Below are 19261 nucleotides of genomic sequence, written 5' to 3' on the forward strand. Positions count from 1 at the left end.
GTTGGCAAGCCGCGCCTGGCGCGCGGCGTTCAGCCAGTAACGATACACGATGCGCATGGATTTGCGTGCCGGCAGCCGGTAATCGTTACTTGAAAGCTTGCCCGAAGCGTTGACGACGCGCTTTGCCCATGCAACCCCGCGTGCCGCCCAATACGCCACGCCGGCAACACGCGGGCGTTGCGTACAATGAGCGCACCCGAATACGACGAGGCACCGCATGGCCCGCATTGTCCCCGACGACTGGAAGAGCTTCGCCGCCACCGGCGCGGCGGCACGCGAACGCGAAACCCTTGCGTTGCTGGAAGAAGCGCTTCCCGATGGCTACACCGTCTATCACGGCGTGCATTGGACCCGCCTGAACCAGAACTTCTCGGTGTTCGGCGAGGCCGACTTCGTGATCGTCAGCCCGGCCGGGCGCGTGATGATCGTCGAGCAGAAAACCGGTTTTCTGCGCGAAACGCCCAAGGGGCTCGTCAAGGTCTATCTTCAGACGGAACGCAATGTGGCGATCGCGCTCGCGCACACCGTCGAAACGCTGCACCGGCGCTTCACCGCGGCGTTCGGCGCGGGCACCTATTTCATCGAAGAACTGCTGTATTGCCCGGATCACATCGTCAAGGACGCGGCGATTGCCGGCGTGAATCCCGCGCGGATCGTCGACGCGACGCGTAAGGAGCGGCTTGCAGCGATCATTCGCGAAGCCTTGCCGGCCGACGAGCCGCGCCTTGCCTGCGCACCGAAAATCCACCACTTTCTCGCCGACGAACTCTCGCTGACGCCCGACGCCAGCGCGCTGGTCGGCCAGGCCGGCACGCTCGTCACGCGTCTGGCCGGCGGCCTCGCGACCTGGGCGCGACGGCTCGAGTTTTCGCCGTTCCGGCTGCGCGTGATCGGCACGGCCGGTTCCGGCAAGACACAACTGGCGGTGCAGGTGATGAAGGACGCCGTGGCGCGCGGCCAGCGGCCTTTGTACGTGTGTTTCAACCGGCCGCTCGCGGATCACATTGCGCGCGTTGCGCCGCCTGAGGCCAAGGTGGCGAACTATCACCAGCTATGCGACTGGATCGCGCGCGACGTGGGCCGTGAGCCGGATTTCCAGTCCGGCGACGTGTTCAATCAGCTTGAAACGACTTTCGCCGAAACGCCGATCGACGCGCGCTGGCAATTCGACGTGTTGATCGTCGACGAAGGGCAGGATTTCCAGGAGCCGTGGGTGGCCGCGCTAGAGCGCCTGTTGCGGCCGGGGGCAGCATGGTGGTGGCTCGAAGATCCGCTGCAGAATCTGTATATGCGCGAGCCGGTCGAGCTGTCCGGCTGGACTACGCTGAAAGAGACTACCAACTACCGCAGTCCGCGCGACATTCTCGACTATGTGCGCGACGTGGTCGGCGCCTCGGTGCCCGTCGCGGCGGCTCTGGCGTCGGGCAGTCCGTTCGACGGCTCCGATATTTCGCTCTCCGTCTACGACGAAGCGAATGCCGCCGAAGGCAGCATCGAGGCCACCAAGCGGGCGATCACGCAGGCCTTGTCGCTCGGCTTTCGCAAGCAGGACATTGCCGTGCTGTCGTTTCGCGGCCGCGAAGGCTCGGCGATGACCGGGCAGGATCATCTCGGACCGCATCGGCTGCGCAGTTTCACGGGTAAATACGATCTGTTCGGTAACCCGGCGTATCGCGAAGGGGACGTGCTGTTCGAGTCGATCTACCGCTTCAAGGGACAGGCGGCGCCGTGCGTGATCCTCACGGAAGTCGATTTCGACAGGTTCGACGAGCGGATTGCACGCAAGCTGTTCGTCGGCGCCACGCGTGCGACGATGAAGCTGATCATCGTCGCTTCGCAGCGGGCCGCCGCGCATTTGCATCTGCGTGATGGCAAAGAGGTCAAGGAAATCAAAGAGGCGAAAGAAGCCTAGCCGCTCCGCTCACGTCCACGCGCGCGCGCCCACCAATATCCCCGTTTGCGTACGCGCGTCCCACCAGATCACGCGCAGCAACGGCGCCTGCTGGGCGATCAGCAGCGCCTGCACCGGATCGCTCTCGACAAAATGCGTGACACCGCCGCGCAACGCCGCCGCAGCCTTGTGAGCGGCGGCGCCGGCGGCGCTTTCGTCGTGAGTGCCGGGCGTGCGCATCACCAGTTGCATATGACCGAAACCGTGCCGCGCGAGCCACGCTTCGGTGCGCGCGCGATCCACTTCCGGCCGGCCGGTGATGATCGTGCGCACGCGTGGCAGATCGATGCCCGGCAGCACCTCGAACGGCAGCAGCGCGTCGCGTTCGGCGAGCGCCGCGGCCAGATCCTCGTCGTAGCGCGCGAGCGGCACGTCGGGTAGCAGAATGCCGTCGAGGTCGATCGCGTAAGTGGCATATTCGTGATCGTCGGCCATGGCGGGCGCGGCGCCCGCCTGGGCGGCCCCCGCTTCGACGCGCTCCCAGTCCTCGCGATAACGCTCGGTGTAGGCGTGCCGCTCCCACGGAAACAGCGCGAAGTAGCCGCGGGCGTCGATCGCGTAGTTGGGTTGCGTGCGGCTCAGGTCGTCGACGGCGGCGGTCAGCGTCCTGACGTCGAGACCATGCTGCTGAAGGAACGCGATGCAATCGGTCAACGTGAAACCGCGCCCCGCAATGTCTTCGCACAGCAGCACTTTCGAACCTGCGGACGGGATCGGCAGCGTCGAATCCCAGGCGACGCTGCGCGACTGGCGGTCGTAACGCAGAAATGCGACCGGCGTGCCGGCCGCATGCGACACCATCAGCGCAAGCGGCGCGCCGCCACGCAGAATGCCGATTGCCATCGTGAAACGCTCCGCCAGCAAGGCGGGTTGCAGCGATTCGATCCAGTGATCGAGTTGTTCGTACGTCAGGGGCAAAACCGGCTTGTTCATGACTCTTGAGGCGTCGCAATGCGCACGTAGGGCAGGTGTCCCGTAGACGGAAAGCGGCGTACGGCAAAGCGCAACGACAGTTCCCCGTTTTTGAGACAAACAGATTTGGCGATATTATGCCTGCGCTTCAGTGTCGCGCGTCGAGGTGACGCGCGTCGCCGGACGGGCGTGCGGCAAAGACCCATGCTGCGGCCGGAGAAGCATGCAGCAGGTTCGCGGGCAGATCGTGCCGATGCAGCGTAGCGGTCCACAAAAATAACAAACGATGGAAAAGCCAAACAGATGACCAAGGTAAGCGTAGCGGTGAATGACAGGAAGGGCGCATGGTGGGGATTGGGTGTGATCCTCGCTCTCGCCGCATGGAGCATGCAGGCGCAGGCGCAGGCAGAGTCGTTGCCGTTGTCGCTCGACGTGAGGGGCAAGATCAGCAGGACCAACGACGCGGCGCATCAGCTGTATCACTTCACCGAGGCACAATTGCTCGCGCTGCCGGCGCATTCGATTACGACCGCCACCACGTGGACCCCGCGTTCCACCTTCACAGGACCGCTGCTCGCGGATATCCTGAAGACAGTCGGCGCATCCGGCAGCGCAGTCGAGATCCATACGCTCGACGACTATACGTACACCATTCCGGTGTCGGACTGCGATCGCTACGGCGTGGTCGTTGCGTACAGCATGAACGGCCGGCGCCTGAAGATCAGCGACTTCGGGCCGCTGTTTCTTATTTATCCGCGCGACGTATTCCCCGATGAACTCATGGGTGCGGCGGGCGATTCGAAATTCGTATGGCAGATCAAGGCACTCATCGTCAAATAACGCGGCGCCCCTGGCGTCGTGTCCTCTATGTGCTGATCTGGCTGACCGCGCTTGCGGCGCCGGCAGGCGCGATCGGCTATCTGCTGTACGCGAACCTGCTCAATCCGCGCGCCACCGAACAGCTGACCGGTCAATACGATGGCTTCTACTGGGACGCCGCGCAGCTGCAGATCGCCTATGCGCGTTTCGAGAACCAGTTGCTGCTGTACCAGTCCGGCGTCGACGACGACTATCCGCGGCTCATGCTGCGCTACCAGTTGCTGCAATCGAAGCTGCACGTCATGGCCGGCTCGACACAACGGCTGACCACGCAGCTCGCGCTGCTGCAACGCCAACAGGAGGAAATCCAGTCGCTCGATCATTTGCTGGACGGAATTCAACCTGAAGTGGCTGCGTTGCCGAAGGATCGCAGCCGCGCCGATCAGATCGTCGCGGCGCTGCGCCAGCATTGGAACGAGGTCAACGATCTCGCGCTGAGCCGCCGTTTCGCCGACGTAGCCGACCGTGAGGCGATGAACCGCGATTTCATCGACAAGCGCCGCATGCTGTTCGCGGGCGGCCTGTTGCTGCTGTTGCTGTCGGCGGCCGCGACCACGCTGCTGGTGTTCAATGGCCGGCGCCGCACGCGCCTGATGCGTCAGCAGCACGCGGCGCTCGAAGCGGAGCATCAGGCGAGCCGCGCGGCGCGCGAGGCGAGTTTCGCGAAAGACGCGTTTCTCGGCATGATCAGCCACGAATTGCGCACGCCCTTGCACGCGATCGTGTCGTCGATCGAATTGCTGGGCTTCAACTATCACTCCGAGGCCGACCGCAAGGTCATCCAGCGCCTCGAAACCGCGGGGCGGCATCTGGAAGCGCAGATGAAAGACCTGACCGACTATGCACGGCTCGGCGCCGGCAAGCTCGAACTGCGTCACGAGCATTTCGAGCCGCGCGAACTGCTGGCCTCGATCGTCGACGAACACGCGATGTCAGCGGCCGCGCGCGGCCTCAAGCTGGAGAGCGAGGCGAGCGGCATGAGCGGTCTCGTCGATTCGGATCCGCATCGTATCCGCCAGATCGTCAACAACCTGGTGACCAACGCGATCCGTTACACCGAAACCGGCACGGTGCGCGTGCAACTGAAACAGCGGCCGGCGGTGCTGATCTTCGTCGTCAGTGATACGGGGCCGGGCGTGCCGCATGCGCAGATTCCGCTGATTTTCCAGGAGTTCACGCAACTGGACGCGTCGCGCACGCGCCGCTTCGAGGGCGCGGGGATGGGGCTCACGATCGTGCAGGGGCTGGTCAGGTTGTTCGGCGGCACTGTCGAAGTGGCGAGCACAGTGGGCGAGGGCACGATCTTTACGGTGACGATTCCGGTTACGCCGGTCGTGGCCACCGCGGCGCCTGGCGTGGCCGCGCGCGCCGAACCGGGCGGCGCGCGTCCGTGCGTGTTGATCGTCGACGACAACCGGTTGATTCGCGAGTCGCTCAGCGAAATGATCGCGCACATGGATTTCGACGCGCACGCGGTCTCCAATGCCGACGATGCGCTCGCGTGGCTCGACGCGCGTCGCTGTGACGTGGTGTTGCTCGATCTGCATATGCCGGATCGTGACGGTTATACCTTCCTCGCAGATTTTGCGGCACGCAGCGGGCCGTCGTCGGGGGTTCCGGTGATCGTGGTGAGTGCATATGCGCCAGAGGCGGATCGCGTGAGGAGCGCGTCAGGGGAAGGGGGAGAGGCCGGCTCGCAGCCGTTCTTCGACGCGTTATTAAAGCCGGTACATTACGAGGAGCTGCGCAGCGCGTTGCAGCGTGCTTTGGCTTCGCGGCATACGGCGTAACGAGACGCCTTGGGGCAACGCAGATGGAGGCGTGCTCAACCTGAGCACGCACCGTCAGCCGCTTGCCGGCGCGCCAAGGTCGACGTCAAGGCCGGTTGAGACGCTTGGACAGATCGGCGACCAGGATCGCCATGCGTGCCGGCTTTTCATAGCATGCAACGTCATAATTGCGAATCACCTCGCTGATTTCCGATTCGCTGGCCTTGCCGGTCAGCAATTCGCCCGTCAGCACGAAAATCGGCGCGTCCGGATTCTCCGACGCCCGCACCGCGCGGATTGCCGCCGCCGAGGTTTGCGAGCCGAACAGCCAGTCGATCACGATGCCGTCGAAGATCTGCGTTTGCAGTTGTTCGGTGAATGCCGCGAGGCCGTAAATCGCCACCGCTGCGAAACCGCTGCGCTCGAGATAATCGCGCAGGTTGTCGGCGGAGGCACGATCGTCGTCGACCACGGCGATGGTCGGCTTGTCGGTTTCGGCACGGCGCGGATAGATCTCGATCTTGTGGACTTCGTACGCGCTTTGGTAAAGCGTGCCGTCGTGACGCGCCACGCGCCATTGGCCCAACTTCGAATACGCGACGAATTCAGGGCGGCTGCCCGGTTCGAGCGCGGCGCCGACCCACGCGGTGCAAGCCAGCTCGAGCGGGCCGACGCAGAACACCGCCTCCTGGGCGATGGCGCCGACCATGCCCGGATCGAGCGACTGTGCGCCGAATAGCTGAGCGGCAGGTTCGCCGAACACCTCGGCCACCTTCTTGATCTGCGAGAGGGTCCACGGACTGTTGCCGCGCAGCTTGCGGTGCCCCTGCGAAAAACTCAGATCGAGGATGCGGCATAGCTCAGTGGTTTGCTGGCGTTTGCCGATTCCATGCCGGCTCATCAACTCGCGCACGCGCTCGGCGACGGCAATGGAGTCAGGTGAGTGTGTTTCGTTGGTCATACTGCGCGAAGATCTGCCTTCTTGAAGGGTGGCTGGGGCATGCGATACGGCGCGCGCGGCGCGCCCATGCACATTGGATGCGTATTGAGGCGGCTACACAGGGGACAGCAAATGTACAGTAAAAAGTTTCACGGCCTGAGTTTCGGTATGACCGCCGCCGAATCTGTCGGTGCGAGATGCGAACAAACAAATTCGGCGATCCGTTTATGCTTTTAGCATTGGATGTATTTTACCGATTAACCGGACGGAATCTGTAAGTAATTCCGATTGAATTTTTTCTCATGCGTCATTGCGCCGGCGGCATCTTGTCGAGCCTGGCCGCTGAGTTTTTCAGACCTTTGAAAATCCGCTCGGCGACCTTGCCCGGAAAGCGCTCGGGCAATTCGGCCGAGACCCGGGCGATGACCTCCGGTGTCTGTTCGATCAGCCTCTGGATCAACGGCTCGGCGTTCGCACCGTATGAGCATCTCAGCGCCATGGTATTGAAGTGGCGCCGCTGCACGTCGCGAAAGGCGTCGTGTTTGCTGCGCGACCACATTGCCATGGCGAGCCTGGCCTTGAACCATGACCACTGGTTCGGGCCGCTGCCTTCCACTGGCCAGATCGACATGACGTCGTAAAGCGGCGTCAGGCGGTACTGGCCGCCCGCCAGCAGGCGAATGCTGAAGTTCTTGGCGTGGCCGTCCGGCGCCGCCAGCATCCAGAAGAGAATCTGGCTGGCCAGCAGCGTCTCGATGTCCTGTTGCGCCGACACCGATTGCTGGAGAATCCGCGCGAGGTCCAGGACGCCCGGACCGCCTTCGTTTTCGTACTTGCGATGCGAGGGCACGCCGTACACCTGGCAGAAGTCTTCCTGTGGCAGGCGCAGCAGCCATTGGCCGCTCGAATGCAATTGCCGGTCGAAGCGTTCGACGCTCAGCACGCGCTGCTTGCCGAAAGTCATGATCTCGGTGTTGGCCACCGGCAAGCCATAGGCGCGCAAAATCCGCAGGCACAGCCATTCGTTTTCGACCGAGGTGCTGAGGTCGGCGAGTTTGTTGCCGACCAGCCCAAGCGGCAGTTTGAAAATATGCGTGGTGGGCGTGGCGCCATGCGGGCGTTGCCACTTGCCGTCGTGCCACAGCAGGGCGGTTTTCTCCTGCGCGCCGGCGAGCGAGATGCGGAAATCGTCCGCGTCGTCGGCGGCGCCAAGGGCGGGCGTGCTGACGGTGCGCGCCAGCATGGTTTCGATCTCGCTGTCGGAGAGCGGGGTGCCCTCGATCCGTTCGACGCCGGCCGGCGCGTCGTCAACGGCCAGCAACTGAACCGCGCCCACGCAATCGCGGCCGATGGCTTGCAGCAGGTCGAACGCATCGAGCGTATCGGTCTGGTAGCGCTGGGCGATGCGCTTTCTGATCGCCTCGCTGTCGGGTAGCAGATTGTCGAAATAGTTGAGTACCCGTGGCCCTTTGTGCGTCACATTGCTGGGCGTAAACGGTAGTGAGAGCGAAAGCGGCCGGCCCGCGGGCGAGGCGACCCATGCGGGATCGTAGGCGAACTCCATGGGGCCGCGGGTGGGCAGACGCCAGACGCCGACGCGCTCGCCGTTAGCCCATACCGAAAGCGCCCGCGAATGAGTTTGACGGCCCATGCTTACCACTCGATCAAAGGCGCCGGTTCAGGCACCGGCTGGTTTTTGTCGCGCACCTGCAATTGCAGGCCGTAGGCGCCGCACAGCGCCAGTAATTGGGCGAGGGTGAGGGCGGTGGCGTCGGTTTCCAGCGCCGAGATGCGGCTCTGGCTGACGCCGATGCGTGCGGCGGCTTCGGCCTGCGTGAAGCCGGCCTGGCGCCGGCCGGCCGCCAGCAGTTGGGCCATCTGGTCAGGCGAGGCGACGAGGTGGATCATGGTAAATTATCCGCGTAACGAATAAATGCACTTTATGCGTCACACGGATATTTGTCAAATATTCGTGTGACGCATATTCGACAAATATCTGTCTGGCGAATAAATGGCAAATATCTGCATGACGAATAAATTCCGTTTGCGTGTCCCGCTGGCGGGACGGCCGGGTAGCATGCTGTGAAAATATTTTCTACCGACTCCGCGCAACCGATGAACCGACCGACACTACGCCATACCGAGGTGCCGTATCACACGCAATGGGGCAGCCCCGAATGGGTGCGCCATATCGTCGAACAACAGGGCGACCCATGCGACGATCCGGACTGGCAGCGCAGCGGTTTTGCTGACCCGGAACGTTACCGTTTCTGGGCCAAACGCCTGTGCGGTCTGACCTGCCTCGAATCCGCACTCGACTACTGGCGCATCGAACACGCGCCGCGCGCCGCGTTGCTGGATGAAGCGTTGCGCCACGGCGTGTACCGGTTGCGCGATGACGGCGGCGTCGACGGCTTGATCTACCGGCCGTTCGCCGACTGGATCGGCGAGGCATTCGGCATTCAGGTCGAGGTGCTGCCGCAGGCGCCGCTCGAAGAGATCGCCGCGCGCATCGACGGCGACACGCTGGCGATCGTCTCGGTGAGCCCCGAGATCCGCTATCCGGAGCGGCCGAATCAGCGCCAGGGCGGGCATCTGATCCTGCTGCACGGGCGCGATCGCGATGGCGTATGGTTTCATAATCCATCGGGTATTGCGCCTCACCAGGCGGATGTCTATCTGCCGTTCGCAACCATGGCGCGTTTCTATGCAGGGCGTGGCATGACGCTCACCCGCATGGTGGGCTAGACGCCGCAGCAGGCAAGCCGCACGGCAAGCGTACTGATCGGGCCCGTTTTCTGCTGAGGAGCTTCATACCGACTTTTGCGATACCGGAACCCGTCATGAAGCGAACCTATGCCGTGCTTGCCGCCAGCCTCGTCGCGCTCGGCGCCGTCACCGCAGCGCATGCGGCCACCGAGGACGATCAGGCCAAGGCCTGCCGCGGCGACGCGATGCATTTCTGCGCCACCGACATTCCGAACAAGGAAAAAATCACCGCCTGCATGAAACAGCACCTCGACGAACTCAGTCCGGCGTGCCGTGCGATGTTCAAGGGTGGCAAGAAAGACGATGCCAAAGCCGCCTCGCAATGAACGCAGCGGCGGCGCGCCGCTGCTTTTCAGTGAGTTGCGCTAATTCCCGGCTGCAGCCGCGTTCCCGCGTTCCCGCGATCCGGCGATCCCACGATCCCACGATCCCACGATCCGGCCCCACGGCGCGCCGGGCGTCGTAGAATCGCTTGTCCCGATTCCCGGAGTAGCCGCGTGTCTGACCAGCCACACCCGCAGCCACGCCCGCCACGCTTTCGCCTGCCGCGCCGTGCCCGCACGCCCTGGCAGGCGCCGCGCGCCCGTACGCTGTTTACGCGCCCCGCGGCCTCGCCGCAGCGCGTGCTGCTGCGGCGTATCTACCTCGTGCTCGGCCTGTGCGTGCTCGCCTTCGCCGTGCTCTATCTCGACCGTGACGGCCTGCGCGACGCCAACCGCAAGGTGCTCGGCATCGTCGACCTGATGTACTTCACGATGGTCACCGTCGCCACCGTCGGTTATGGCGATATCGTGCCGGTCACCGCCCGTGCGCGCCTCATCGACGCCTTCTTCATCGTGCCGATCCGTATCGTTATCTGGTTCGTGTTTCTGGGCACCGCTTATCAGTTCGTCATTCAACGCGTCATCGAGGAATTCCGTATGAAACGCTTGCAAAAACAGTTGCGCGATCACGTCGTGGTGTGCGGCTACGGATTGAGCGGGTCGGTCGCGGTGCGCGAGTTGCTGGAAAGCGGCTTCGCCGCGGAGTCGATCGTCGTCATCGATTCGCAGCAGGCGGCGCTCGAAGCGGCCACGGCGCTGGGCGTGGCAGGCCTGCTCGGCGATCCGGCGCGGGAGGATCTGTTGCAGCAGGCGCAGGCGCGCATCGCCAAAGCGGTCATCATCGCCGTCAGCGACGACGCCATCGCGATCCTGCTCACGCTGACCGTGCGCAGCGTCGCGCCGGACACGAAGATCGTCGTGCGGATCCAGGAGCAAACCTACCAGCGCCAGTTGCGCCAGGCCGGCGCGGATGTGATCGTATCGTCAACCAAGATCGGTGGACTGCTGCTCGCGGACGCGGTGGGCAGCAACTACATCGTGCCGTTCGTCAACGATCTGCTGTCGGCGCGCGGCCGTGTCAATCTGGTGGAACGTCCGGCAACGGCCCTGGAAGTCGGCCGCTGGAGCAATGCGCTGCCGGGCGCAGTGGTGGTCGGACTGATACGCGCGGGGCGCATGCTGTCGTTCTATGAAGACGCGCCGTGTCCGATCGAATCAGGGGATTTGCTCATGGTGATCCAGTCATCGCGCCATGTGGACGAAACCGAAACGTGAGCCGACTGCGAGCCGAACGTGAACGGAGCGTCCAGCGGCGAGTGCCTGATGCCAGGAGCACGACCGGGTCCACGCGCCGAAGTTTTCCCTAACGTTTTCCCTTTTCCACCAGCAGGAAGGCCGTCAGCATGAAACTGAACCGCATGATCAGCACGGTCGAAGTGCACACCGCCGGCGAGCCGTTTCGTATTGTCACGAGCGGCTTGCCGAAGTTTCCCGGCAAGACCATTGTTGAGCGGCGCGCGTGGCTCAAGGAGCACGCCGATCACCTGCGCCGTGCGTTGATGTTCGAGCCACGCGGCCATGCCGATATGTACGGCGGTTATCTGACGGAGCCGGTGAGCGAAGGCGCGGACTTCGGTGTGATCTTCGTGCACAACGAGGGTTATAGCGACCATTGCGGCCATGGCGTGATCGCCCTCGCGACCGCGGCCGCTGCGCTCGGCTGGGTCGAGCGCAGCGAACCGGAAACGCGCGTCGGTATTGACGCGCCGTGCGGCTTCATCGAAGCATTCGTGCAATGGGACGGCGAGCAGGCGGGGCACGTGCGCTTCGTCAACGTGCCGTCGTTCATCTGGCAGCGCGACGTGACGGTGCACACGCCGACCTTTGGCGAAGTGCGCGGCGATATCGCCTTCGGCGGCGCGTTCTATTTCTACACGTCGGGCAAGCCCTTCGATCTGAACGTGCGTGAAGCCGAGATCGATCGGCTGATCCAGTTCGGCGACGAAGTCAAACGCGCGGCCAACGCGGCCTTCAAGGTCGAGCATCCCCTGATTCCGGAAGTCAATCACATCTACGGCACGATCATCGACAACGCGCCGCGTCACGCCGGCTCCACGCAGGCCAATTGCTGCGTATTCGCCGACCGGGAAGTGGACCGTTCGCCGACCGGCTCCGGCACCGCCGGCCGCGTCGCACAACTCTATTTGCGCGGTGAGTTGGGACGCGACGAGACGCTGGTCAACGAATCGGTGATCGGCACGATTTTCCGCGGCTGCGTGTTGTCGGAGACGAAGCTCGACCGCTTCGACGCGGTGATCACGGAGATCGAAGGCGATGCGCACGTGTACGGTTTTGCAAACTGGATCGTCGACGAACGCGATCCGTTGACTTACGGTTTTCTGGTGCGCTGAATCGAACGCATCAACTTGCCTGGACAGGAAAAGCCCCTTATGACGCACCCGACCACGCAGATTTTCGACGCCGCCGCCACTGCGCGGCTGATTCCGTATGCGACGCTCGTCGACGCATTGAAGCGCGCGAATATCGACTACGCGCAGCAACGCATCGCGAGTCCTGAACGGCTCGTCGTGCCGCTCAACGACGGCGGCATCATGCTGTCGATGCCGGCCACCGCGCCCGATCTCGCGATCCACAAGCTGGTCAACGTGTGCGCGAGCAATAGACCGCGCGGCATCCCGACGATCCATGGCCAGGTGATGGCCTTCGACGCCGACACCGGCGAGACGCTCTTCATTCTCGATGGCCCGACGGTGACCGGGCGTCGCACGGCGGCGATGTCGATGCTCGGCGTACGCACTTTCGCGACAACCAGGCCGCGTGAATTCCTGCTGATCGGCACCGGCACGCAGGCGGCGAATCATCTGGAAGCGATCGGCGAACTGTTTCCCGACGCACGCGTGTGGGTGAAGGGCAGTGCGCCCGCGCGGGCCGAAGCGTTTTGCGCCGCACATGGCACGCACGGTGCGCACGGCGGCAAAGTGCGCGAACTGCAACCGCTGGCCGACCCTGATGCGACCACGCCCGATTCAATCGACGTGGTGATCGCGTTGACCACCAGCAAGCAGGCCGTCTACGACGAAGCCGCGCGCGCGGACCGGCTGGTGATCGGCGTGGGCGCGTTCACGCCGGCCATGGTCGAGATCGGCGCGCGCACGATCGCAGGCAGCGCGCTATTCGTCGACGACGAAGCCGGCGCGAGGCACGAGGCCGGTGATTTCATCCAGGCCGGTGTCGACTGGTCGCAAGTCGGTGGAATTGCCACCGTGGTGGAAAACGCCGCGTTATTACCGTCGAAACGACCCATTGTTTTCAAAAGCGTCGGCTGTGCGGCGTGGGATCTGGCGGCCTGCCGCGTGGCGCGCGAAGCCTTGTCAGGCGGCTGATCGCGGCCCGTTCGCCGCGCCCGGCGCGTTAGGGTTCGCCAGTTCGGGTTGGCATCTTGCGCCAACCTGCGGCACATGTTGCCGTGCAAACAATCTCAAAACGTTGCACCATAGGCGTTTGCCAGAAAAAAGCGCCGGTCCGCCGGCGTTTTTTTGCCCTTTGTCCGTTGATTTGACGCCTACCACGACGCTGCGACCGCGCTATGACGACCCAACATGCTTCTGCCACCCCCGACCTGCCGCTCGACATGATCATCTTCGGCGGCACCGGCGACCTGTCGTTCCGCAAGCTGCTGCCCGCGCTCTACATGGCGCATCTGCACTGCAATCTGCCGCCGGATACCCGCATTCTCACGATCGGCCGCAAGCCGTGGTCGCGTGAGGAGTACATCACCGGATTCATGGAAGCGAAGGCGAAGCCCTTCATCGAAAAGAAGGCGTTCGATGCCGCCGCCTGGGATAAATTCCTCGCACTGTTCGAGTACGTGCGGATGGACGTCGATTCGATCGAGGATTACCAGCGTCTGAAGGAAGTGTCGCGCGAAGGCGTGCGGCGCGTGTTCTATCTCGCGACCTCGCCGGACCTGTTCACGAATATTTGCGACAACCTTTCGGCGGCGGGACTGGTCGACGAGAATTCGCGTGTCGTGCTCGAGAAACCGCTGGGCCACGATCTGGCGTCCGCGCAGGAGATCAACACGGCGGTCGGCAAGCATTTCAGCGAAGCGCAGATTTACCGGATCGACCATTACCTCGGCAAGGAAACCGTGCAGAACCTGATGGTGCTGCGCTTCGGCAATGCGATTTTCGGCCCGCTGTGGCAGGCGCCGTATATCAAGCGCGTGCAGATCACCGTGGCCGAAGAGGTCGGCGTGGGCAGCCGCGCGGGCTTCTACGATAAAACCGGCGCGCTGCGCGACATGGTGCAGAACCACCTGTTGCAATTGCTGTGCATCGTCGCGATGGAGCCGCCGGTGTCGCTCGATCCGGACGCGGTGCGCGACGAGAAGCTCAAGGTGCTGCGCTCGCTGCGTCCCATGACGCCCGAGGATATTGCGCGCGATACCGTGCGCGGCCAGTACACGGCCGGTGCGGTAAATGGCGAGCCGGTGAAGGGCTACCTCGAGGAAGACAACGTGCCGGCCGGCAGCCGCGCCGAGACTTTCGTCGCGTTGCGCGCACATATCAACAACTGGCGGTGGGCCAACGTGCCGTTCTACCTGCGTACCGGCAAGCGTATGCAGAAGAAGGTGTCGGAAATCGTCATCGAGTTTTCCGAGTTGCCGTTCTCGATCATTCCGAGCGGTGGGCGCAACTACGGCAACCGTCTCGTGATCCAGCTACAGCCGGAAGAGTCGATCCAGCTGCAAATGCTCGCGAAGGAACCGGGCAGCGGCATGCACATGCTGCCGGTGAATCTGAATCTGGATCTGCAGCAGGCTTTCACCGAGCGTCGCGCGGAAGCGTATGAGCGTTTGCTGATCGATGTGATTCGCGGCCGCCTTACCCATTTCATGCGCCGCGACGAACTCGAAGCCGCATGGGCATGGGCCGAACCGATTCTGGAAGGCTGGAGCAAGTCGGGCGACAAGCCGCGTGGCTATACGGCCGGCACGTTCGGACCGGCTGCGTCGACGGCGCTGATGGCGCGTGAAAACGCCGTGTGGGCGGAAGAATCGCAGTAAGCAGAGCAGGCGGTCAGTAGGCGTCGGGGGTACGTCGGCGCTTTGACCTGTGCGACTGGCATTGAAAAAAGGCGGCCCGTTTTTGCGAGCCGCCTTTTTTGTTACGTGTGAGCCGTTCTGGCCTACGGCAACGAAATCGTCAACGTGGCCGATTGCGGCCCGAGCTTGACCACCTGCGAATACGGCGCAAGCGTGCGCAACGTCTGATCGCGCAGATACGTATTCAGGCCGAGATAAGCGAGCAGCCCAACCAGCGCGAACACCGCACCGATTGACCACAACGGCACCTCGCGCTTGAGCCGGTGGGCGACCTGATCCGGCAACGGCCAATGCGGCGCGAACGGTGCGCGCTTGCCCTTCATGTGAGCGATTTCGTCGCCGATGCGCGCGGTCAGATAGGCGAGCTTTTCCGGTCCTTCGAGCAGATACTTGCCCTGGAAGCCGAGCAGCAGGCACATATGGAACACTTCGAGCGATTGCAAACGCGCGGCGCCTTGCGCACGGCATTCCTCGAGATACTGGAAGAATTTCTCGCCGGCCAGTTGCTCGCCGAACAGCACCAGTTGCAGCGGCCGGCGTTCCCATTCCGTGCGAATCTTGAAAGTCGACGACAACACCGATTCGTCGATCGCGGCGCAGAACGCAAACTTGGATGCGTAGACATCTTCCGCCGACGCATTGAGTTTTTTCGCACCGCGCTCGAAGTCGCCGAGAAACTGCTGGATGCGCTGGCTGAATTCGTGCGCCTCGCCAGGCTCGCGGCCGTTCTTCAGCAAAAACAGCATGAAGAAACCGTCGTACAGCAGATCGAGCAGCGAGCGGACCTGATAGCTCGGCTCGGTCATGGGGGCGGGCGTCGCGGCAGGCGTGCTGCCGCCAAACAGGGAAGGCGCGTAGCTCATGATGTGACGGCGATCAGTTCGAGTTGAAGATCGTTGATGCCCGACGGCGCGTAGATCATTGCCGATTGGGCCTGCAACATGCGGTCATACAGGGCGCCGCGCGATTCGCAGGAGAAGTAGCACGCGCCCGGCCGCACCGGAATGGCGGGCGGCACTTGTGGCGTGTAGACGAGGCGCACGCCCGGCATGGCCGAGAGAACCAGCTTGTCGACGTCGTCCGGCGCACCGACCTTGAAGCGGGCGGGTACGGCTTCGACGAGTTCGGCGGTGGGCATATCCGCGGAGACGGCAATGTAGAACAGGGTCTTGTCGTCGATCTTGCCCGAATCGAGACGGCCCGCATGAAACGACGGGCGCACTTCTTCGAGCGAGATGGCGAAGTAGCGCGTGGAGATCACGGTTTCGAGCAGATCGCGCAGGATCGTGTCGAGACGCGCAAAACCGGGGCCCGGATCGTCATGTCGGTAAGCCGGCAGATCGGATAAGGCATAGCCCTTCGAAAACGTCATCAACTGGCCGGCCAGACGCAGCAATTCCTGAAACAGACGTTCCGGATGCAGCGCCGAATGCTGATACAGATGCGCGAGCGAGGCGAACGCGGCGCTCGCGGTGTGCAATAGCCAGAACGAGGCGATGTCGCCCGAACGGAACTCGATGATGTTCTTGGTGGGTTCGCGGTGAAAACCATACAGCGCGTTGACTTTGGCCTGCAGCGCGTCGATCAGCTGGCGCAGCCGCTGATGCAGGATCGGCGACGCGTCGATGGCGAGGCAGGGCGGCACGAACGTGTCGTCGATTTCAAAACCCGAGGTGGCCGTGCGGCGCACGCGCACGAGCGGCACCGACAGCAACTGGTCGCGCGGCTCGCTATGCGCAATGAGTTTAACGCTGGTCTTCAGGAAGGTGATGTCGGCTTCGGCGGCGTCCGTGAAATGATCGGCCACGGGCGTCTGCTCGCTGACATAACGCGACACGAAACCCGCATTGCTGTCTTGCGAATAATTTGCGCCGGCTTCGCGCAACGGATGCAGCGCGAGATAAAAAGTGAACTCATTGATGCCGTCGGGCAGCGTGTCGAGCGCGATCGGCGGCGGCAGTCCGTCGGCTTGCGGCGCGGAGTAGAGCGCGCCATCCGGAAACACCAGCGAGAGTTCGCTCACGCGCAGCACATTGCTGCCGAGCGCGTCGCGGTCGAGGCGCGCCGAACGCACGCCCCAGTTGTACGGCTGGATTGCCTGGATCGATTCGAACAGGCGTGCCTCGTGATAGGCGTCCTGACGCTGAAAATGCTGCGGCCTCAGAAACAGGCCTTCCCCCCAGAGCACTTTTGCTGAATAACTCATCTCAAACCTGTTATATGCGTTCAGCGTGTGGCGCGTCCGGAGATAACCGATTCCAACGCCACATTGTTAATTCTCTAAAAACTGTTAAATCGTATTTGCGCGGCATCTTTAGCCGCAGCTTACCGAAGACAGCATATTTAACGGCTGGGCGGGCAATCCCTGTTCTGGCGGGATCACCGTACCGTTGGTCACCGTCATTGCACAGTTATGCAGCCCGATCATTATGCCGGATTTCTCCGACTTCGCCGGGTCGAAGGCGAATTTCCAGCGTTGCATCGCCGGATCGCGAAATAGAGCGACGATACCGAATGCCTGCGCTTCACGCGAGACTTTTTCTGTCACGACGTAACGTTGACCGGGGATCAGTGTCACTTCGCGCACACCCAGCAGATCGCCGCCGAGTAGGGTCTTTTCCCTGGCCGGATCGGTAAATGCGTCGAATGGCGCCTGCTGGAATGAAGTGGGGTCTTTCAGAACATAAAGCCGCACGACCAGCGCTAATGGGCGTTTGTCATTGGCGGCATTCAGATTCGGCGCGGCATATAACGTGAGGCCGACATCGCGTGGCGGTTTTTGTGCGTCCGGCACCTCGGGCTTGCCGAGGCCGCTCGCCTGCAGAACCGCGTTGGCAGCGGCTCCCAGCGCCGGCACGGCGGCCGCGCAGCCGCCCAGCAACGCGCACGCCGCGGCACTGGCAATCAATAGCGATGCATGGCGAACAAGACGCGAATTCATATACATCGACCGGCTCGGCGCCGTCCCCCGTCAAAACATCAATAACGAATTCAATCCGGAAAATTTGCAGCAACGCTATGCCGCGTAATGCCGCTTTATGCAAGACGCATTGTTCTCCCGCACTCGGCTCTTTGCAGACCGGTGTACGGAAATTTTTTCCGTTCTCCGCAATGCGACTATTGCACCAGGAAACAATTTCTGCCTGTTTCGTTTAAATCATCCACATGCATTTTTTTGTGCAATGCTTCTTCACACGAAAGTTGAATTATCGAAAATTGGCCTGTACTATACCCGCGCAGTTGAAGCAAAGCAAAATCCGGTTTCTCCTTGAATTAAAAAAATCGCACGTCGGTGAAAAACGATGAATGAGCGTCTGTTAGTAAAACTATCTGGGGTAGTGTTGGCATGCGGCGTGATTGCCGGTTGCGCGACACAAGGCAACAATACAGCGACCACACCGGAGGCTTTTAATAAGCAACTCGCGGACGCGGATACCGTCGCCAAGGGTGGTGATCAGGATCGCGCCATCGCGCTTTATCAGCAATTGTCAAAATCCGATCCGACACGTGAAGAACCGTGGTCGCGCATCGCGCAAATCCAGTTCACGCAGGGCCATTACGGTCAGGCCATCGTCGCCGCGCAAGAAGCGTTGCAGCGCGATCAGACGGATCGCCAGGCCAAGAGCGTGCTGGCGGTAGCCGGCCTGCGCGTGGCCACGCAATCGCTCGGCGAACTGCGTCAGGACGCATCGCTCGCGGGCGATGCGAAGTCGGACGCGCAGGCGCTCGCCAAGCAGTTGCGCGATACGCTCGGCGAAGCCACGTTGTTCCCGCCTGACCCGAACGACAAGCCCGCCGTGAAGAAGAAACGCATCATTCGCCACGTCGCCAAGGGCAAGCCCGCGGATACGCCGGACGCGACCACCAGCGCCGCGGCTCCGGCCACGTCGCCGGCTGCTCCCGCTGCTCCCGCCGCACCGGCGCCTGCGGCACCCGCCAAAGCCGCGCAAAGCGGCGGCGCGTCCGATCCGTTCAGCGCGCTGCGCTGAGCCCCACGCCTGATCCATCTGCATCCGGGAGCCGACGATGGCGAAGAAAGAAAGTATTCAAAAACGTTTGCAAAAAGTGCGGCCACCCCGCGTTCAACTGACGTATGAAGTCGAGCGCGGCGATGCGATCGAGGTGAAGGAACTGCCGTTCGTCGTCGGTGTGATTGCCGATCTGGCAGGCCAGTCCGAAGTCGAGCAGCCGAAGCTGCGCGATCGCAAGTTCGTCAATATCGATCGCGACAATTTCGACGACGTGATGAAAGCGATCGAGCCGCGCGCCGCGTTTCAGGTGGAAAACCGCCTGAGCGAAGCGGGCGGCAAATTTGCCGTCGACCTGCGTTTCAAGTCAATGGCCGATTTCAATCCGGATGAGGTAGTCGCGCAAATCGAGCCGCTGCGCCGTCTGCTCGAAGCGCGCTCGAAGCTCGCCGACCTGCGCAACAAGCTGGCTGGCAACGACAAGCTCGAGGACCTGCTGAGCGAGGTGCTCAACAACACGCAGCAACTGCAGACGCTGGCGAAAGATCAGGGCAACGCAGCAGACCAGCACGCCGGTGCGCCGGATCACGACAAGCAGGGCGAATAAGTACGTACGGGGTGT

18 protein-coding genes are annotated in these 19261 nt (G+C 62.7%); 11 read left to right on the plus strand and 7 right to left on the minus strand.

From position 1 onward, the window contains the following. Positions 1-217 precede the first annotated feature (217 nt). Positions 218-1912 carry an ATP-binding domain-containing protein gene (locus PQQ95_RS27400; RefSeq protein ID WP_408443063.1) on the plus strand — a complete coding sequence of 565 codons (1695 nt, stop codon included), beginning with the start codon at positions 218-220 and terminating at the stop codon, positions 1910-1912. A 9-nt stretch (positions 1913-1921) separates the two neighbouring features. Here the strand turns inward: PQQ95_RS27400 and PQQ95_RS27405 are convergent, their stop codons facing one another. After that, the gene (locus PQQ95_RS27405) at positions 1922-2884 is read right to left on the minus strand and encodes a phosphoribosyltransferase (RefSeq protein WP_408443066.1); all 963 of its coding nucleotides are present in this window, start codon (positions 2882-2884) and stop codon (positions 1922-1924) included. 282 nt (positions 2885-3166) lie between these two features. Between PQQ95_RS27405 and PQQ95_RS27410 the strand changes: the two genes are divergently transcribed. Together PQQ95_RS27410 and PQQ95_RS27415 are read left to right on the plus strand one after the other, a co-directional pair. After that, positions 3167-3703 carry a putative pterin-binding protein gene (locus tag PQQ95_RS27410; RefSeq protein WP_408443068.1) on the plus strand — a complete coding sequence of 179 codons (537 nt, stop codon included), beginning with the start codon at positions 3167-3169 and terminating at the stop codon, positions 3701-3703. Beyond that, positions 3673-5532, plus strand: coding sequence for an ATP-binding protein (locus PQQ95_RS27415; protein ID WP_408443071.1), 1860 nt, complete (start codon positions 3673-3675; stop codon positions 5530-5532). The genes PQQ95_RS27410 and PQQ95_RS27415 overlap by 31 nt, the downstream gene beginning before the upstream one ends. A gap of 85 nt (positions 5533-5617) precedes the next feature. On the opposite strand, the gene PQQ95_RS27420 is transcribed toward PQQ95_RS27415, so the two are convergent. From PQQ95_RS27420 to PQQ95_RS27430, 3 genes are all read right to left on the minus strand, one after another. Beyond that, the gene (locus tag PQQ95_RS27420) at positions 5618-6472 is read right to left on the minus strand and encodes a helix-turn-helix domain-containing protein (RefSeq protein WP_408443073.1); all 855 of its coding nucleotides are present in this window, start codon (positions 6470-6472) and stop codon (positions 5618-5620) included. 286 nt (positions 6473-6758) lie between these two features. Further along, positions 6759-8102, minus strand: a complete 1344-nt coding sequence (locus PQQ95_RS27425) for a type II toxin-antitoxin system HipA family toxin (protein ID WP_408443075.1) — start codon at positions 8100-8102, stop codon at positions 6759-6761. Positions 8103-8104: 2 nt separating this feature from the next. Further along, positions 8105-8359, minus strand: a complete 255-nt coding sequence (locus PQQ95_RS27430; protein ID WP_408443078.1) for a helix-turn-helix domain-containing protein — start codon at positions 8357-8359, stop codon at positions 8105-8107. Between the two features lie 207 nt (positions 8360-8566). Between PQQ95_RS27430 and PQQ95_RS27435 the strand changes: the two genes are divergently transcribed. The 6 genes from PQQ95_RS27435 to zwf all read left to right on the plus strand — a co-directional run bounded on the left by PQQ95_RS27435 (position 8567) and on the right by zwf (position 14632). Next, positions 8567-9199 (plus strand): cysteine peptidase family C39 domain-containing protein, encoded by a 633-nt coding sequence (locus PQQ95_RS27435; RefSeq protein ID WP_408443081.1) that lies wholly within the window; start codon positions 8567-8569, stop codon positions 9197-9199. 95 nt (positions 9200-9294) lie between these two features. Then, positions 9295-9546, plus strand: a complete 252-nt coding sequence (locus PQQ95_RS27440) for a hypothetical protein (protein ID WP_408443083.1) — start codon at positions 9295-9297, stop codon at positions 9544-9546. Positions 9547-9717: 171 nt separating this feature from the next. Further along, positions 9718-10818 carry a potassium channel family protein gene (locus PQQ95_RS27445; protein ID WP_408443086.1) on the plus strand — a complete coding sequence of 367 codons (1101 nt, stop codon included), beginning with the start codon at positions 9718-9720 and terminating at the stop codon, positions 10816-10818. 128 nt (positions 10819-10946) lie between these two features. Further along, positions 10947-11954: a trans-3-hydroxy-L-proline dehydratase gene (gene lhpH, locus PQQ95_RS27450; protein WP_408443089.1), complete on the plus strand. Its 1008-nt coding sequence runs from the start codon at positions 10947-10949 to the stop codon at positions 11952-11954. Positions 11955-11993: 39 nt separating this feature from the next. Beyond that, positions 11994-12947 carry a bifunctional Delta(1)-pyrroline-2-carboxylate/Delta(1)-piperideine-2-carboxylate reductase gene (gene lhpI / locus PQQ95_RS27455; protein WP_408443093.1) on the plus strand — a complete coding sequence of 318 codons (954 nt, stop codon included), beginning with the start codon at positions 11994-11996 and terminating at the stop codon, positions 12945-12947. Positions 12948-13150: 203 nt separating this feature from the next. Then, complete coding sequence (gene zwf, locus PQQ95_RS27460) at positions 13151-14632, plus strand: glucose-6-phosphate dehydrogenase (RefSeq protein ID WP_408443095.1); 1482 nt, start codon at positions 13151-13153, stop codon at positions 14630-14632. A 122-nt stretch (positions 14633-14754) separates the two neighbouring features. Here zwf and icmH read toward each other — a convergent pair whose 3' ends face one another. The 3 genes from icmH to tssJ all read right to left on the minus strand — a co-directional run bounded on the left by icmH (position 14755) and on the right by tssJ (position 17612). Then, entirely contained in the window at positions 14755-15534 is a 780-nt protein-coding gene (icmH, locus tag PQQ95_RS27465) for a type IVB secretion system protein IcmH/DotU (protein WP_408443098.1), read from the minus strand. Continuing rightward, positions 15531-16877 (minus strand): type VI secretion system baseplate subunit TssK, encoded by a 1347-nt coding sequence (tssK, locus tag PQQ95_RS27470; protein ID WP_408443101.1) that lies wholly within the window; start codon positions 16875-16877, stop codon positions 15531-15533. Before tssK ends, icmH begins: the two co-directional genes overlap by 4 nt. A gap of 108 nt (positions 16878-16985) precedes the next feature. Then, entirely contained in the window at positions 16986-17612 is a 627-nt protein-coding gene (gene tssJ / locus PQQ95_RS27475; protein ID WP_408443152.1) for a type VI secretion system lipoprotein TssJ, read from the minus strand. 361 nt (positions 17613-17973) lie between these two features. On the opposite strand from tssJ, the gene PQQ95_RS27480 reads away from it, so the two are divergent. Together PQQ95_RS27480 and tssB are read left to right on the plus strand one after the other, a co-directional pair. Then, positions 17974-18660, plus strand: coding sequence for a tetratricopeptide repeat protein (locus tag PQQ95_RS27480; protein WP_408443104.1), 687 nt, complete (start codon positions 17974-17976; stop codon positions 18658-18660). 37 nt (positions 18661-18697) lie between these two features. Continuing rightward, entirely contained in the window at positions 18698-19246 is a 549-nt protein-coding gene (tssB, locus tag PQQ95_RS27485) for a type VI secretion system contractile sheath small subunit (RefSeq protein ID WP_408443107.1), read from the plus strand. The last annotated feature ends 15 nt before the right edge of the window (positions 19247-19261 follow it).

It is taken from the genome of Paraburkholderia caffeinilytica (genome assembly GCF_046030355.1).
GTDB classification, from domain to species: Bacteria; Pseudomonadota; Gammaproteobacteria; order Burkholderiales; family Burkholderiaceae; genus Paraburkholderia; species Paraburkholderia caffeinilytica_B.